The organism is Paraglaciecola marina (assembly GCF_004360155.1).
Classification (GTDB): Bacteria; Pseudomonadota; Gammaproteobacteria; order Enterobacterales; family Alteromonadaceae; genus Paraglaciecola; species Paraglaciecola marina.
Window position 1 is genome coordinate 12,723 of sequence record NZ_SAIS01000007.1, and the last position, 16,094, is coordinate 28,816.

The window sequence follows — 16,094 nt, forward strand, 5'->3', positions numbered from 1 at the left end:
GATTATTCAGGTGAAGAATTTTTAAGAGGCAGGTACTTAGCAATGGCCTTTTCTAAAGAGACATGGCTTATTGGTTTGGTTAAATAGTCATTCATACCTGCGGAATTTGCTTTGTCGTAGTCTTGTTGCATTGCATTGGCTGACAAGCCACATATTATTAAGTCTTTATATCCTAAGTCTCTGATTTTTCTGGTAGCTTCGTAACCATCCATAATTGGCATTTGTATGTCCATAAATATCATGTCGTAGTGTGGCGACTTTAGTACTTCTGATACGGCTTGATTACCATCATGGGCAATATCGTAGCGCACGCCCATAAATTTTAGCATTTCGCAGGTTACGGCTAGGTTAATATCATTATCTTCTACTAACAGCACATGCCCTGAATATTGAGTGTTTGTTTCGTTTTGCCTATCCGGCATATCTGGAAAAGAAATTACTTTTCGATGGGTAAATAGTGTCAACAAAAAATTACTACACTGTTCAGGGATAAAAGGATGATATAGAAACTCTACATTCCAAAAGTGTTTTATTTGATCCGGTAAACTTTTGGAATGTGAGTGGGAAACGAATCCTATGTTGATAGAGTTTTTGTGAAGGTGGTCAATTGCATCGAAAAAAGTCCTTAAAGCACTTTTTTCATCTATGTCTAAAACAACCACGTCTCCTTTTTTAATGTCATCAACCGCAGATGAAAGTTGAGTCAGTGGCATATGGTGATAATCTAATGCCAGCTTATCTAAATAACTATGGTGTAAAAAACTTTGCCTACTGGAACTGAAATAGTACAGTTTAGACGTTAGACTAGGCGCCTTTGATAATACTTGCTCTGGTTTTGTTGTTGTTTTAAGTGGGAGGTCCACTGTGAATGTACTTCCTAGTCCTTTTTCGGAACTAACATCTATATGGCCTGACATTAAATCAACGAGTTGCTTTACGATTGATAGTCCTAAGCCTGTTCCTCCAAACTCCCTACTTGTTGTTCCATCCGCTTGGGTAAAAGAATTAAAAACCTCGTTTACCTGATTTTGGAGCATACCTATGCCTGTGTCTTTAACTTCTATTACCAAGTTTATGTTTGAGTCGTCTATTTTAGAAAAGTCAATATTGATAAGAACAGAACCATTTCGAGTAAATTTAATGGCGTTGCTACATAGGTTCAGTAAAATTTGATTGATACGCAAGGGGTCGCCAATCAGTGCGCTAGGTAAGTCTGGATTAACATAAATGCGAACGTCTAATTTCTTGTGTCGTGCACCACTTTCTATATTGGCGAGTAAATTACTGAACATATTGTTGACGCTAAACTCAATGCTCTCAATATCTAATCTACCAGCTTCAATCTTAGAAAAATCTAGAATGCTATCAATCAGATTAAGTAGTATTTGTCCAGAGTAGGAAGCTTTAGCTAGTTTATCCATTTGTTCTGCGGTAAGCGAAGAGCGTTTAAGTACTTCAATCATCCCTATAATGCCATTCATTGGGGTGCGAATTTCATGGCTCATATTTGCTAAAAACATACTTTTAGATGCAGTTGCTTGTTCGGCTTTTGTATTGATTTCGATGAGCTCTTTATTCAGTAATTCTTGCTGCTCATTTAACAGTTGGGATTGTTCTAATAATGATATGGTTTGTTTGTTTTTTTTATGAAAAATATCTGCGGCTTGAGCCAGCTCACCAATTTCATCTGTGCGCTTTAGGTCTGGAATACTTTCTATATTCTCATCCTTTGCAAGTTTCCTAAATATGTTGGTAATGTGAGTAATTGGAAACATAATTTTATAAATTAAGAATAATGCGGTTACTAGAGCCAAAACACTCCCCAAAAAAGAAAATGTAATTGAGCTTAAGCGAGAATTTTCAAATGACTCTTTAACCCCTAGATTGGTTTCTTTGAGGCTGTCTGTGACTAGATTATTTAAAGCTCGAGCTAGTAGTAGAAACTCATTTGCTGAACCTGTCATAACTATGTTTGCTATAAATAAATAGCCTCGGGTGATTTGTGTGAGGCGACTAAATTCAGTTTCAACTTTATTTAAAGTTTGTAACGCAGTTTGAATTTTCAAGTCATCTGTATTGATGAGTTTAATGTCATTTTTCACAGCAGATATGAGTTGATTAAAGGGTTCTATAATAGATTGATCCGGTGCTAATAGGTATTGTAATAACAGGGTTTCAGCTTGAGCCAAATGAAATTTAGCAGATTGGTAATTTCGTTCGTTTGTAATGGTTGATTGGGGTATGAAATCAAACCCTTCAAATGCAGCCTCTAAATTGTTTAATACCCCTTCTTCATAAAATTGATTTCGTTTGGTTCTGCCCACAATAACGCTATTAAAGTTCTCTTGGTAATCATTAAGGTGTGCTCGCATACGCTTAATGTAGTCTAGGTAAACTTCTTGCTTTTCTTCTTTGGCTGTAAGGTCTGCTAAGGTGTTGAGGTTTTCTAAACTTTTAGTTATTAAAATACCGAAACGATTCAGCGAGCTATCATTAGCTAAATTTTTATATATCAAAACGTTGCGTTGTAAATCTATGACGTCTCTTTCTAGCTCCCTAACTAAACTCACTTTGACAGCCATTTCTTGAGTTACGTCTAAACCCTTTTCAAAAGTGGACTGAATATTTTGAGATAAAAATACTTGAGATAGCATTAATGTAACTAATATGGCTGATACTAGTAACATTTGCGATTTAATGGTTCTAAACACTGTTCAAGCTAACCTTGTTTAGTAAGAAGAGGGGGGCTAATTTTGATGTAACATTCATGATTCATCCTTAAAGCAATTTAGAAACACTAATACAAAGTTAGATACCCTTCCATTATTCTTTAGTCTATAAGAGAAGTAGGTGTTTTATCTTGGCTTACTCGGCATAAAATTTGTGTTGAAATTTTAACGTTTGTAGTTGGGTACCGTTATTTATGTTGATTGTGATGCGGTATTGCTCTAAATCGCTAAAAGCTAGTGGAGCTAAATAATAAACTGCATCACCTTCGGTAACTTTTTTAAACGATAACTTTTTTACAACTCCAAGTAAATTTTTTGCTTCGCCAGTTAAAATGACAGATTGTGCGGTTTTATCTTGTTTATCAAGCACAGAGATATTAATCAGCCCGTTATATTTACTGCGCACAATACCGTACTGCTTAGCCGTTTCAGGAGTTAAAAACGTACTGTTTATTGCAATGTAATGGACCTCCCAGTTGCCTAAATCGGCTTTTTGTTCAGCCTTAATCAAAGAGGTAAACATACCCAGGGCGCATAACAAAAGTACACGCCATATAAAGACTTTATGCTTGTTTTTAGTAGATACCAAACCATTCACCTAACAAGTTTTGAATAAAGAATAAAAATAAAATTACCACCATTACAGATAGATCTAAGCCGCCTAAGTCAGGCATACGCTTACGTATTGGTGCAAGTAAGGGCTCAGTGAGTTGCCCCATTACTAATTCAATTGGATTACGACCTTGGCTAACCCAGCTTAATATGGCTCTGAGTATCAACACGTAAATTAATAAACTTAAAGCTTCTTTGAGTACTGTGATAACAGACAAAATGGTTATTTGCAGTGGATTAATTTCAATTCCACCAACCACTAAACGAATGACTACTAGCTTAACTGCCGCTACTAGTAGTGCCAGAACCAATGTTGCTGTATCCAGTCTTCCTATCGAAGGTAGGACTCTACGTAATGGCCCTACCAATGGGTGAGTAGCTTTCACAACAAATTGACTAAATGGATTGTAAAAGTCGGCTCTTGCAAATTGTAGCCATAATCGCAGTAAGACTACCATCAGGTATAAGTTAAACAGTGTATCAATAAGTATTAAAACTGAGTTCATTGGGAGTTGCTTTCCTAAAATTTATTAAAACTGAAGAGACATTTCTTCGGCTCGTTTAACTGCTGCTTGCATTGCTTTGGCAATAATTTGCTCTAAGCCTTGGTCTTGCAATGCTTCTACTGCTTTTGCAGTCGTGCCTCCTTTAGAGGTGACTTGGGTCCGTAGCTCGCTTAATTCAAGGTCTGGATTGTGACAAACCATTTCGGCTGCCCCTAACATGGCTTGTTGTACTAACAAGCGGGCCGTGGGTTTTTCGAAACCCATCGCAATGGCTTCTTTTTCCATCGCCTCTAAAAATAAGAAAAAGTAAGCTGGGCTGCTACCTGCAGCAGCAATCACGCCGTCCATCATGGGCTCTTCGTTGACCCAAGCTATTTTTCCAACTTGCGTTAACAAATTACCTGCAAATTCTTTATCGGTATCTTGTACTTTTGCATCAGCAAATAAGCCTGTCATCCCCAGAGCCAAAGCGCTTGGAGTATTAGGCATGGTACGAATAACGGCATAGTCACCGCCCAGCATTTCTTTTAGCCTAGTGGTAGTAATACCTGCAGCGATAGATACAAAAAGTTTATCCGATAAATCTATTGCCTTATCGAATGCGCCACTGACGTGTTCCATTAATTGTGGTTTTACAGCAAGTACAATCACTTGAGCAAATTCGATTGCTTGGTTGTTATCTTGGGTGATATTGATGCCACACTCAGCTTTCAGTGCATCTAGTTTGGCCACAGACGGGTTACTGGCAATGATTAACTCTGCCGGATAAGCGTTTTTGATGAGTCCACCTATGATGCTTTTGGTCATGTTACCTGCACCGATAAAAGCTATTTTTCTATGTTGCATTAGATTCCTTAGTTTGGTTACGTTTTCCAAATATAGCTGTGCCTACTCTGATCATGGTGCTGTCATTATTGACAGCTTGCTCCATATCACCGGACATCCCCATGGATAGGGTATCTATATTGGGGGAGGTCGTTTTCAAGGCATTAAATAAATCGGCCATTTTTCTAAAACTGTTTTGTTGTTGCTCAGGCGTCTGCTGTCCTTTAGGGATGGTCATTAAGCCACGCAACAGTAAATTTGGCATCTTAGCGATTGCATCAACAAAATCGTTTAACTCTGCTGATTTGATGCCAGCTTTGTTTGGGTCGTCATCAATATTAACTTGTATACAAATGTAGAGTTCTTTATCTGCAGGGCACTGATCATTTAAGCGCTGCGCTATTTTAAGGCGGTCAACACTTTGTACCCAGTCAAAATGGGTAGCGACAACCCGAGTTTTATTTGACTGCAGTGGGCCAATAAAGTGCCATTCAATATCGTCTAGCTTTTGTAATTCTTGTATTTTTTCAATACCTTCCTGTACATAATTTTCACCAAACAAACGTTGTCCAACTTCATACGCTTGGACAATATCAGATACGGGTTTAGTCTTACTAACCGCTAGTAATTTTACACTATTTGGAGCACGATGGGCTTCTAACGTTGATTGCTTAATCGTGGTTTGTACGCTTTTAAGTCGTTCTGCTATTGTTTCCATACTGCAACATAATATACGGAGAATATTGCTTTGGATATTACCGAACTTTTAGCCTTTAGTGTTAAAAATAAAGCTTCAGATTTACATCTTTCTGCCGGATTACCCCCAATTATTCGTGTTGATGGTGAAATGCGCCGTCTTAATATTCCCGCCTTGGAGCATAAAGACGTCCATGGCCTCATTTATGAAATCATGAATGATAAGCAGCGTAAGGAATATGAAGAAAATTTAGAGACAGATTTCTCGTTTGAGGTAAAAGACCTTTCTCGCTTCAGGGTTAATGCATTTATGCAAAACCGCGGGGCAGCCGCAGTACTCAGAACTATCCCCAGCGATATCTTAAGTTTAGATGATTTAGGCGCCCCAGAAATATTTAAAGATATTATCAATCAACCCACAGGTATTGTTCTAGTAACAGGCGCTACCGGATCAGGTAAAAGTACAACTTTGGCGGCTATGATTGATCATATAAACAAGACCAAGCGTGAGCATATTCTTACAATTGAAGATCCTATTGAATTTGTGCATGAGAACAAAATGTGTGTTCTCAACCAGCGTGAAGTTCATCGTGATACTCACAGCTTTAATAATGCACTACGCTCAGCTTTGCGTGAAGATCCAGACATCATTTTGGTTGGTGAACTTAGGGATTTAGAAACCATTCGATTAGCTATTTCGGCTGCTGAAACAGGGCATTTAGTATTTGGTACTTTGCACACCAACTCAGCGCCTAAAACTATCGATAGATTAATTGACGTATTCCCTGCTGCTGAAAAATCCATGATACGTTCAATGTTGTCTGAATCTCTCCGTGCCGTTATTTCGCAAACCTTATTGAAGAAAAATGGTGGAGGACGAGTCGCCGCCCATGAAATTATGTTGGGGATTCCGGCTATTCGTAACCTGATCCGTGAAGATAAAGTGCCACAGATGTATTCGGTGATTCAAACCGGTCAGTCTCACGGTATGCAAACTATGGATCAGTGTTTACAAAAGCTGGTGGCTCAAGGACTTATTTCCCCACAAGACGCGGCAGCAAAGTCTGTCGATAAAAAAACCTCTCCTGGTTTTTAAGGATTTATTATGGAACTCACCCCTTACCTTGAAGCAATGCAAGACTTAGGTGCCTCAGATTTATTTGTAACTGTTGGTTTTCCTGTTAGTGCTAAAGTCAACGGACAAATGACACCCGTTGGTAGCAGTAATTTATCAGAAGATGAAGCATTGGCTTTAGTTCATGACGCCATGAACGACAAACAACGAGAAGAGTTTGAGCGAACCAAAGAGTGTAACTTTGCCATTGCCCGAGATGACATAGGTCGTTTCCGTTGTAGTGCATTTTGGCAAAGAGACATGGCCGGTATGGTGGTAAGGCGTATTGTGACGCAAATCCCTCGGGTTGAAGCTTTGGGGCTGCCTGATACATTAAAAGACGTCATCATGTCTAAAAGAGGCTTGTTGCTGTTCGTTGGTGCCACTGGTACTGGTAAATCAACCTCATTGGCCGCTTTGATGGGACATAGAAATCAGCATTCTCGTGGGCATATTTTAACCATTGAAGACCCTATTGAATTTGTACATGAACACGGTAATTGCGTGGTCACTCAGCGTGAGGTGGGTATCGATACCCAGTCTTTTGACGATGCGTTAAAAAGCTCTTTACGTCAGGCACCGGATGTTATTTTGATTGGTGAGATTCGTTCTATGGAAACCATGGAATATGCCATGTCATTTGCTGATACGGGGCATTTATGTGTGGCAACACTGCATGCTAATAATGCGAATCAGGCCATTGAACGTATCATGCACTTAGCGCCCCCTGAACAACATGAAAAACTACGATTTGATTTGAGTTTAAATATGCGGGCGATAGTGGCTCAGCAATTGGTGCCTACACCAGATGGTAAAGGCCGTGTCGCTGCCATAGAAATCCTTTTAAACTCACCATTAGTGACTGACCTTATTCAACGTAATGAAATTGGTGGCCTAAAAGAAGCCATGAAAAAAGGTAAAGAGATGGGGATGCAGAGTTTTGACATGGCTCTGTACGAATTATACAAAGCCGGTAAAGTGACACTCGAGCACGCAATTCACCATGCTGATTCACCGAATGATCTGCGATTAATGATTAAGTTGGATTCTGATGAAGGAAATCAGCTAGGATCACTGTCTAATGTATCTATTGATATGGATTAATAGATAACTTCAGACTTTAATTGGTGGCAGAGTGAAAAAAGTATATTCCCATAACGACCGTTTTATGGTGTTTCAAGTAAAACAACTGTTAGATGATAAAGGCATTGATTGCTTTATTAAGAACGAGTTTGCCATTGGTGCGGTTGGTGAATTATCTGCGGTTGATGCTGCCCCCGAGGTATGGATTGTTGATGAGGAATGGTTACCTAAAGTTGAACAGTTTATTCGTCGCTTCGAGGAGCAGCCAGAAAGTTCAGAGTCTTGGCTTTGCAAAACATGTAATGAGCTAAACGAGCCTAACTTCGAAGTCTGTTGGAAATGCGGTACCGATATCTATGACAATTAGTCAAACAGACAAAGAGCAAATTGAAACTTTTATTGAGGCTATGTGGTTAGAAAAAGGTTTAAGTGAAAATACCCTAAGTGCTTACCGTGCAGATTTAACTAAATTTGCGGTATATTTGCAGCAATCATCAGCAAACGTTACTTTAATCAATTTTGAACAGGAGTTCCTGAATCAATATATAGCAACGCGCTACGATGGCGGTTTATCAGAACGCAGCACCTCCAGGTTTTTAAGTAGCATCCGCAGTTTGTGCCAATACATGTTGCGGCAAAAGATTCGAGCTGACGACCCAATAAGCTTAATGCAGAACCCCAAGCTTCCGCAGACTTTGCCAAAAACCTTAAGTGAATCTCAAGTTGAAGATTTACTCAATGCACCGCAAACAGATGATCCCATACAGCTTAGAGATAAGGCTATGTTAGAGGTTTTGTATGCTACTGGATTAAGGGTAACAGAGTTAATTAGCCTAAGACTTGATCAAGTTAGTTTAGTACAAGGCGTAGTAAGAGTGACAGGCAAAGGAAATAAAGAGCGACTTGTGCCATTAGGTGAGGAAGCAATTGAATGGATAGCTCAGTTCTTAAAAGAAGGTAGAACTTTATTGTTGAAGTCTGAAAGCGATATAGTATTTCCTAGCAAACGTGGGGTTGCTATGACCCGGCAAACTTTCTGGCATAGAATAAAAATTTATAGTCAATTGGCAGGTATTAAAACCGAATTATCTCCCCATACATTGCGTCATGCGTTTGCCACTCACTTGTTGAATCATGGAGCGGATTTACGAGTGGTTCAAATGTTATTGGGCCATAGTGATTTATCCACCACGCAAATTTATACCCATGTGGCAACAGAACGATTACAAAAGTTAGTAGCCGAGCATCATCCAAGAGGCTAATGTGTTAAAAAATGCATATTAAGCTATTGGGTTACATCTTGGCTTCGGATAAACTTAACTCTTTACAATTGATAGTCTTTTATTTGAAATTATTCTCCCTTTTTAGGGTCATATAGATATTGAAATTACTTGGAAAACCCAATGAAAAAGTGGACAAAAATTAGCAACATCATAGCCGGCTTATTGTTAAGCGTTAGTTACACTGCATCTGCGGCAGACGAGACTGCTGAATATGAACAAGTGAAATCTAAAATTGAGAACAATTTAAGGATGCAAATTAGCTCTATTGGTGATGCGCCAGTATCTGGTTTGTTACAAATTTTGACTGAGCGTGGTTTATTTTATACCAGCACAGATGGTAAGTATCTATTGCAAGCTCGTATCTTTGATGTAGAAGATGGCATGCGCAACGTGACTGAAGACACCTTAGGTAAGGTTCGTATTGATGGTTTAAAGACCTTCGAGAATGACTTAATTGAATACAAAGCCAAAGATGAAAAATACGTTGTGAATGTGTTCACTGATATCACCTGTGGATATTGTCGTAAGTTGCACAATCAAATGGATGAATATAATAATTTGGGTATTACAGTACGTTATTTGGCCTTTCCTCGAGCAGGTTTAAATAGTGAATCATACAACGACATGGTATCTGTGTGGTGTGCTGATAACCCTCAAGAAGCTATGAATAATGCGAAAGCAGGAGCAAATGTTGCTCGTAAAAACTGTAGTACCAAAGTTGCGGAGCAATATGTCTTTGGTCAGCAAATTGGAGTAGGCGGTACGCCAAATATTATTCTTCCTGATGGGTCAGTTATCCCAGGATACCAACCACCAAGCAAATTAGAAGAAGCCCTTAAAGCTACACTGTAAGTCTTCTTTCAAGTTTTGTATCAAGCCCGTAATATACGGGCTTTTGTTTTTGTCCTTTAAAATATAGATAGTCCTTATGCCTAATGTGCAAATACGCCGCAGAGAACATCAAGATAGTAGTCACTTACCGGATTCAATCCATCCTAGAATCAAACAAATTTACGCCGACAGAGGCATAGAAAGTGAATCTCAGCTGCAGAAAAACGTACAGTCTTTGTTGCATTACCAAGATTTAACTGGGGTATCTAAAGCAATTAAGTTACTCGCTGACGCTATTTTGGCAGAGCGAAAAATTATGATTATTGGTGATTTCGATGCTGATGGTGCGACTAGTACCGCGCTTAGTATGTTGTCTTTAGCATGGATGGGCTCTAAGCATCATGATTACCTGGTGCCTAATCGTTTTGATTTTGGTTATGGCTTAAGTCCAGAAATTGTAGATGTGGCTCACCAACAAAAAGCACAGTTGATTATGACTGTTGATAATGGAATTGCCTGCTTTGCTGGCGTAGCAAAAGCTAAGTCCTTAGGGATGGATGTAGTGATAACTGATCATCACCTAGCGGCAGAATCTCTGCCCAATGCTGATGCTATTGTTAATCCAAATCAACCTGGGTGTGAGTTTTTATCTAAAAACTTAGCTGGGGTGGGGGTTGCCTTTTATCTGATGTTGGCGTTAAGGGCTGAGTTGAAACAAATAGGGTGGTTTGAACAAAAGGGAATACCTATACCAAACTTGGCAGATTTACTCGATGTCGTCGCCTTAGGAACTGTGGCAGACGTGGTGCCTCTTGATGCCAACAACCGAATATTGGTACATCAAGGCTTACAACGTATTCGCGGTAATAAATGTCGTCCTGGTATAAAAGCCATTATGGAAGTCGCGTCCAGAGATAAGCGCCGCATGCAAGCATCTGACTTAGGTTTTGTGATTGGTCCGCGCCTAAATGCAGCAGGGCGTTTAGATGACATGTCATTGGGTATTGAGTGCCTGCTGACAGACTCTGACACTAAAGCACGACAAATTGCAGTACAACTTGATGGCCTAAATCGAGAGCGCCGTGAAATTGAAGGTTCAATGCAACAAGAGGCAGTTAAAGCATTGGATAACTTAAACCTGGAAGCTAATAGCTTACCTTTTGGTTTAGTGCTTTACGAAGAAACCTACCATCAAGGGGTGATTGGAATTTTAGCTGGGCGCATAAAAGAGAAGTACTATCGCCCGACTATCGCTTTTGCGCACCATGATGACCATAACCTCAAAGGCTCTGCTCGGTCTATTCCGGGGTTACATATTCGAGACTTACTTGAAGAGTTAAATAGTCGTTATCCAGATATTATTAGTAAGTTTGGTGGCCATGCGATGGCGGCAGGTTTAAGTTTACCTTTAAATAATTTACAAGCTTTCAAGCAGGCATTTAACCAATTGGCTGAAGAAGCCCTAGAGGACAAACCCTTAGCTGGCGAATTGGTGACAGATGGTGATCTAGATGCTGCAGATTTCACCTTGGATTTTGCACAGCAAGTAAAAGATGCTGGGCCTTGGGGGCAGCAGTTTCCAGAACCGTTATTTGATGGTGAATTTCAACTTATGGACCAGCGCCTTGTGGGCAGTAAGCATTTAAAAATGATGCTCAAACATGCAAGTGGAATATTAATTGACGCCATTGCTTTTAACATTGACTTAGCTTTGTGGCCAAACCCAGATTGTCGCCATGTGAGTGTGGCTTATAAATTAGATATTAATGAATTTCGAGGAAAAACCAGCTTACAATTAATGGTTGATGGTTTGCTAGCTTTATAATGCTGTGGTTTGAAGCTTAAGCATTTATGAAATTCCCGAAAAGTGCTAGACTAGTTTTTTTATCGAATTAAAAAATGTTATGGCAAAAAAATCCGACGTAGAAAAGTTATTAGATAAACACGATAACCTCACACATTCAGAAGATATGTCTGTGGTCTCTCATGTTCAAAGAAAAGACGATGATTGGTTTGCTAATACGCTGATGATCGAAGGGACTGATGTGCCTTTTAAGTTTCGTCGTAGAAAAATGTATAAAAACCTGACTGGCTCCAGAGTTAATTTAACGTATTATCCTATCACCGAAGATATCGCCGGAATGGAATTTGAAGCCATGAAAGTGGTACGCATTAAAGTCAGTTAAGCAAACGCTTAATTAATCCCCTTACATAAGGTTATTTCTGTTGGTTTCTGAGCCACTACATGGTTTTGTATTGCACCGCCGAGCATACAGAGAAACCAGTTACCTAACTGATCTATTTACCCTAGAAATGGGTAAGATAAGTACAGTGGTCAGGGGCGTGAGAGGAAATAAAGGCGATAAAAAAAGCTTATTACAGTCTTTTCAACCCTTGTTATTTAGTGTTTCTGGTAAACATGAACTTCGAAACCTCAATCAGCTAGAATCAAACGGTAAAATGCTTAATTTAGGTGGCCATCAGTTGTTTTGTGCCATGTATTTAAATGAGTTATTGAATCGGCTACTACCTAAAGAAGTCCCACACCCAGAGCTTTACGAGTATTATTTTCAAAGCTTGATTTTGCTGCAAAGTGATTGTGAAGTTGAACCATGTTTGCGTCAGTTTGAGCTTATTTTATTGGATGAACTGGGATATGGAATAGACTTACTCCATGATTTTGAAACCAATCAGCCAGTTAAACCGGATGTCGATTATTGCCTAGTGTTAGAGCAAGGTGTTACAGCCATAGGTAGCGGCTCGATAGGTTCTAATCGTTTTTCTGGTCAATCTCTTATTGCGATGACTAATGATAATTGGACGACAGATAGTTTAAAATGTGCAAAGTATATAACGCGAACTGCATTAGCCCACTTACTAGGACATAAACCGTTGAAAAGCAGAGAGCTTTTTCAACAAACATGGACTAAAAGTGGTTTTAGAAAAAGTGAGGAGCTTAAATGAAAGAAATTTTGCTAGGTGTGAATATTGATCATATAGCGACACTACGCAATGCTCGGGGAACACAGTATCCAGATCCTGTTCATGCAGCTGAAATTGCCGAACGAGCAGGGGCAGATGGTATAACTGTCCATTTAAGAGAAGATAGGCGACATATCGTTGACCGCGATGTACAAATTTTAAAGCAAACCATTCAAACTCGTATGAATTTAGAAATGGCAGTAACCGATGAAATGTTACTGATTGCTGAGCAAACTTTGCCAGAATTTTGTTGTCTTGTACCCGAGAAGCGTGAAGAGCTAACAACAGAAGGCGGTTTAGACGTTGCCGGTAACCTAACTAAAATGACAGCAGCGTGCGAACGCTTGGCGGCAGCTGGTATTTTAGTATCTTTGTTTATTGATGCTGATAAAACTCAAATTGATGCTGCGATAGTCGCGGGTGCACCTTATATCGAAATTCATACTGGACAATATGCTGAAGCTAGCAATGAACAAGAGCAGCAAAAAGAACTCGCTGTTTTGATTGAAGGTATAAAATACGCTCACTCAAAAGGTCTTAAAGTTAATGCGGGTCATGGTTTGCATTATCATAATGTTAAACCTATTGCGGCTATAGAAGAGTTGTACGAGTTAAATATTGGTCATGCAATCATAGCGCGCGCAGCTTTTGATGGCCTGGCAAAGGCAGTGAGTGACATGCGTAGACTTATGCAAGAAGCTAGGGTGTAGAATCTATGGCGATAGCAGGATTAGGCACTGACATAGTTGAAATTGTGCGTATGGAGCACCTTATTAGTCACTCTACCCGTATAGCCGAGCGCATTTTAACTTCGGCCGAATTGCAAATATTTGAAACTCATAAGTTTCCAGCTCAATTTTTAGCTAAGCGATTTGCTGCTAAAGAGGCAGCGGTGAAAGCCCTAGGCACAGGTATTGCAAACGGAGTAGGGTTTAAAGATGTCGAAGTGATTAATCTTCCATCAGGCCAGCCCAGTCTTGTTTTTACAGGTAAATTCGCTGAAATTTGTGAACAAAAACAGATTACTAATAGTTTTATATCGATTTCTGATGAAAAACACTACGCCGTTGTGACTGTAGTGTTAGAGTCACTTTAATTAAATGCACTCGATTGGTGCTGAAATTATCCTTGTTGTGGCAAGACTAAGCGGGTGATTTTTAGGTTTAATATCCAGACCTGTGAGACACACTCACGAAAGAGCAGGGGATTGTGAAAGTCCCAATTTACATATCTAAATAGATATATCTGAAGTAAGGCTTGTTTTATGGTTTCAATTCGTAAAGTACATGAAGAAAAGCGCCCTCCATTCTCAGAGTGGTTAGCGGGGCTCAACTTGCCTGAATCAAGCAAGCAGAAGATTCGTGACGTTTCGGATACCCCTGAAATATTATTGACCGGCCAAGAAATGGTGGAAATTCTCCATGAGTTACATATGGATGATGAAACCCTTCAAGCGGCTCTTATCTATCCTTACTGTGAAGTTCACCAATTAAATGAAGGTGAGATAGCCGAGCAATTTGGTGAAGGCATTCAAAAGTTAATTGTCGGTGTAAGGCGCATGGATGCCATCAAGTCTTTACATACTCGGGCTAACAGTGCCCGCAAAAATGATGAAGCACAAATCGATAACGTTAGGCGTATGTTGCTCGCTATGGTTGAAGATGTAAGAGCTGTAGTGCTTAAGCTTGCAGAACGTATATGTGCCTTACAAAAAGTAAAAAATGAAGATGAAGAAACCCGAGTTCTAGTGGCTCGTGAATGTGCCAACATTTATGCGCCATTAGCTAATAGGCTAGGAATAGGCCAGCTTAAGTGGGAATTAGAAGATCACTCGTTTCGTTACTTACACCCTAAGTCATATAAACAAATTGCTAAATTATTAGACGAGCGCAGAACCGATAGAGAAGTTTACATCGTTGATTTTGTAGAAGAGTTACAATCCGTTCTCGATGCGCAAAAAATTAAAGCTAAGGTCTATGGAAGGCCTAAACATATTTATAGCATCTGGAAAAAGATGCAGAAAAAAGACCTGACTTTTGAACAGTTGTACGATATTCGTGCTGTCAGAATCATAGCTGAACGCCTGCAGGACTGTTACGCTGCTTTAGGTGTAGTGCATGCCAATTGGCATCATTTACCACAAGAGTTTGATGATTATATTGCAACACCCAAAGCTAACGGATATCAGTCTATTCATACTGTGACTTTGGGCAAACAAGGCAAAACCATAGAGATACAAATCCGTACCGATAAAATGCACCAAGACGCAGAGTTAGGTGTGGCTGCCCATTGGCGTTACAAAGAAGGCACTGCATCTGGGCGCTCAGGGTATGAAGAGCGCATAAACTGGCTGCGTAAAATTTTGCAGTGGCAAGATGAAGTCTCGGACTCTGGTGATTTGGTAGAAGAGCTCCGAAGCCAAGTGTTTGACGATAGAGTGTACGTGTTTACACCAAATGGTGATGTGGTTGATTTACCGTTGGGCTCTACTCCATTGGATTTTGCTTATTACATTCATAGTAATGTTGGTCATAGATGCAACGGTGCCAAAGTAGGGGGCCGAATTGTGCCTTTTACCTATCAATTACAAACGGGCGACCAAGTCGAAGTGTTAACGGGTAAACATTCCAATCCTAGCCGAGATTGGATGCATCCTGGGTTAGGATATGTTTACTCTTCTCGGGCGCGGGCCAAAATTCAAACTTACTTTAAAAGACAAGATAAAAGTAAAAATGCCATAGCCGGAAAAGAGTTACTTGATAGAGAGCTAGGTAAATTAGGCATAGATGGTAAAGTGGCCAGTGATGCTACTGAGCGCTTTAATATGCAGAGTCTAGAAGATTTATATTCAGCCTTAGGCGCTGGCGATATTCGCATTATGCAAGTTGTTCATTATTTGCAGCAAAAGCATGCACCAGAGCCAGAGCCTGAATTAGATCTAAAAATTGTGTCACGAAAACCTTCAAACCTTAAAAAAGACACTATAGTAGTAGAGGGTGTGGGTAATTTGCTCCATCAAATTGCCGGTTGTTGTCAGCCTCTGCCTGGTGAACCAATTCAAGGTTATATTACTCAAGGTCGTGGGGTGAGTGTTCACAGGCAAGATTGCGACCAATTGGCGCATCTACTTGAAACTCACCCAGAACGTCAAATTGATGTAAATTGGGCTAGTGATATACAAGGTGCCTTTCAAACCAAAGTCGTGGTGCAGAGTACCGACAGGGCTGGTGTGTTAAGAGATGTTACCACCGTTTTAACTAACGAAAGAGTGAGTTTACTTGGGGTGAATAGCTCTAGTGATACTAAACTCAATACGGCCAAAATTGAGCTGAACATTGAAGTTAAAGACTTAACTACATTGTTAAAAACTATTGCAAGATTGCAGTCAGTGAAAGGTGTAACTAATGTATACAAAACGGATAACGGTTAATCC

At 39.8% G+C, this 16,094-nt stretch carries 16 protein-coding genes; 11 read left to right on the plus strand and 5 right to left on the minus strand.

Translation table 11 applies throughout. The annotated features are described in order from the left end of the window. Nucleotides 1-2: 2 nt before the first annotated feature. The 5 genes from EOK74_RS10950 to EOK74_RS10970 all read right to left on the minus strand — a co-directional run bounded on the left by EOK74_RS10950 (nucleotide 3) and on the right by EOK74_RS10970 (nucleotide 5,390). Nucleotides 3-2,687, minus strand: a complete 2,685-nt coding sequence (locus EOK74_RS10950; RefSeq protein ID WP_239024089.1) for an ATP-binding protein — start codon at nucleotides 2,685-2,687, stop codon at nucleotides 3-5. A 178-nt stretch (nucleotides 2,688-2,865) separates the two neighbouring features. Then, complete coding sequence (locus tag EOK74_RS10955; protein ID WP_133470054.1) at nucleotides 2,866-3,252, minus strand: DUF4426 domain-containing protein; 387 nt, start codon at nucleotides 3,250-3,252, stop codon at nucleotides 2,866-2,868. Between the two features lie 52 nt (nucleotides 3,253-3,304). Then, nucleotides 3,305-3,847: a YggT family protein gene (locus EOK74_RS10960; protein WP_133470055.1), complete on the minus strand. Its 543-nt coding sequence runs from the start codon at nucleotides 3,845-3,847 to the stop codon at nucleotides 3,305-3,307. Nucleotides 3,848-3,871: 24 nt separating this feature from the next. After that, entirely contained in the window at nucleotides 3,872-4,693 is an 822-nt protein-coding gene (proC, locus tag EOK74_RS10965) for a pyrroline-5-carboxylate reductase (protein WP_133470056.1), read from the minus strand. Beyond that, nucleotides 4,683-5,390: a YggS family pyridoxal phosphate-dependent enzyme gene (locus tag EOK74_RS10970; RefSeq protein WP_133470057.1), complete on the minus strand. Its 708-nt coding sequence runs from the start codon at nucleotides 5,388-5,390 to the stop codon at nucleotides 4,683-4,685. The genes proC and EOK74_RS10970 overlap by 11 nt, the downstream gene beginning before the upstream one ends. Nucleotides 5,391-5,420: 30 nt before the next feature. Between EOK74_RS10970 and EOK74_RS10975 the strand changes: the two genes are divergently transcribed. The 11 genes from EOK74_RS10975 to relA all read left to right on the plus strand — a co-directional run bounded on the left by EOK74_RS10975 (nucleotide 5,421) and on the right by relA (nucleotide 16,091). Next, complete coding sequence (locus tag EOK74_RS10975) at nucleotides 5,421-6,464, plus strand: type IV pilus twitching motility protein PilT (protein WP_133470058.1); 1,044 nt, start codon at nucleotides 5,421-5,423, stop codon at nucleotides 6,462-6,464. Between the two features lie 9 nt (nucleotides 6,465-6,473). Further along, on the plus strand, nucleotides 6,474-7,586 hold the full coding sequence (locus EOK74_RS10980; protein ID WP_133470059.1) for a PilT/PilU family type 4a pilus ATPase: 1,113 nt from the start codon (nucleotides 6,474-6,476) through the stop codon (nucleotides 7,584-7,586). 31 nt (nucleotides 7,587-7,617) lie between these two features. Beyond that, nucleotides 7,618-7,932, plus strand: coding sequence for a putative signal transducing protein (locus EOK74_RS10985; RefSeq protein ID WP_133470060.1), 315 nt, complete (start codon nucleotides 7,618-7,620; stop codon nucleotides 7,930-7,932). Further along, entirely contained in the window at nucleotides 7,922-8,827 is a 906-nt protein-coding gene (gene xerD / locus EOK74_RS10990) for a site-specific tyrosine recombinase XerD (RefSeq protein ID WP_133470061.1), read from the plus strand. Before EOK74_RS10985 ends, xerD begins: the two co-directional genes overlap by 11 nt. A 141-nt stretch (nucleotides 8,828-8,968) precedes the next feature. After that, entirely contained in the window at nucleotides 8,969-9,700 is a 732-nt protein-coding gene (dsbC, locus tag EOK74_RS10995) for a bifunctional protein-disulfide isomerase/oxidoreductase DsbC (RefSeq protein ID WP_133470062.1), read from the plus strand. 85 nt (nucleotides 9,701-9,785) lie between these two features. Then, a complete protein-coding gene (gene recJ, locus EOK74_RS11000) occupies nucleotides 9,786-11,504 on the plus strand; it encodes a single-stranded-DNA-specific exonuclease RecJ (protein WP_205964655.1) in 1,719 nt (572 codons plus the stop codon). Between the two features lie 79 nt (nucleotides 11,505-11,583). Then, complete coding sequence (locus EOK74_RS11005) at nucleotides 11,584-11,865, plus strand: hypothetical protein (protein ID WP_133470064.1); 282 nt, start codon at nucleotides 11,584-11,586, stop codon at nucleotides 11,863-11,865. Between the two features lie 40 nt (nucleotides 11,866-11,905). Beyond that, nucleotides 11,906-12,643, plus strand: coding sequence for a DNA repair protein RecO (gene recO, locus EOK74_RS11010; protein ID WP_133470065.1), 738 nt, complete (start codon nucleotides 11,906-11,908; stop codon nucleotides 12,641-12,643). Further along, a complete protein-coding gene (gene pdxJ, locus EOK74_RS11015) occupies nucleotides 12,640-13,371 on the plus strand; it encodes a pyridoxine 5'-phosphate synthase (protein ID WP_133470066.1) in 732 nt (243 codons plus the stop codon). Before recO ends, pdxJ begins: the two co-directional genes overlap by 4 nt. Before the next feature lie 5 nt (nucleotides 13,372-13,376). Further along, entirely contained in the window at nucleotides 13,377-13,757 is a 381-nt protein-coding gene (gene acpS / locus EOK74_RS11020) for a holo-ACP synthase (RefSeq protein ID WP_133470067.1), read from the plus strand. Between the two features lie 168 nt (nucleotides 13,758-13,925). Then, complete coding sequence (gene relA, locus EOK74_RS11025) at nucleotides 13,926-16,091, plus strand: GTP diphosphokinase (RefSeq protein WP_133470068.1); 2,166 nt, start codon at nucleotides 13,926-13,928, stop codon at nucleotides 16,089-16,091. Nucleotides 16,092-16,094 lie beyond the last annotated feature (3 nt).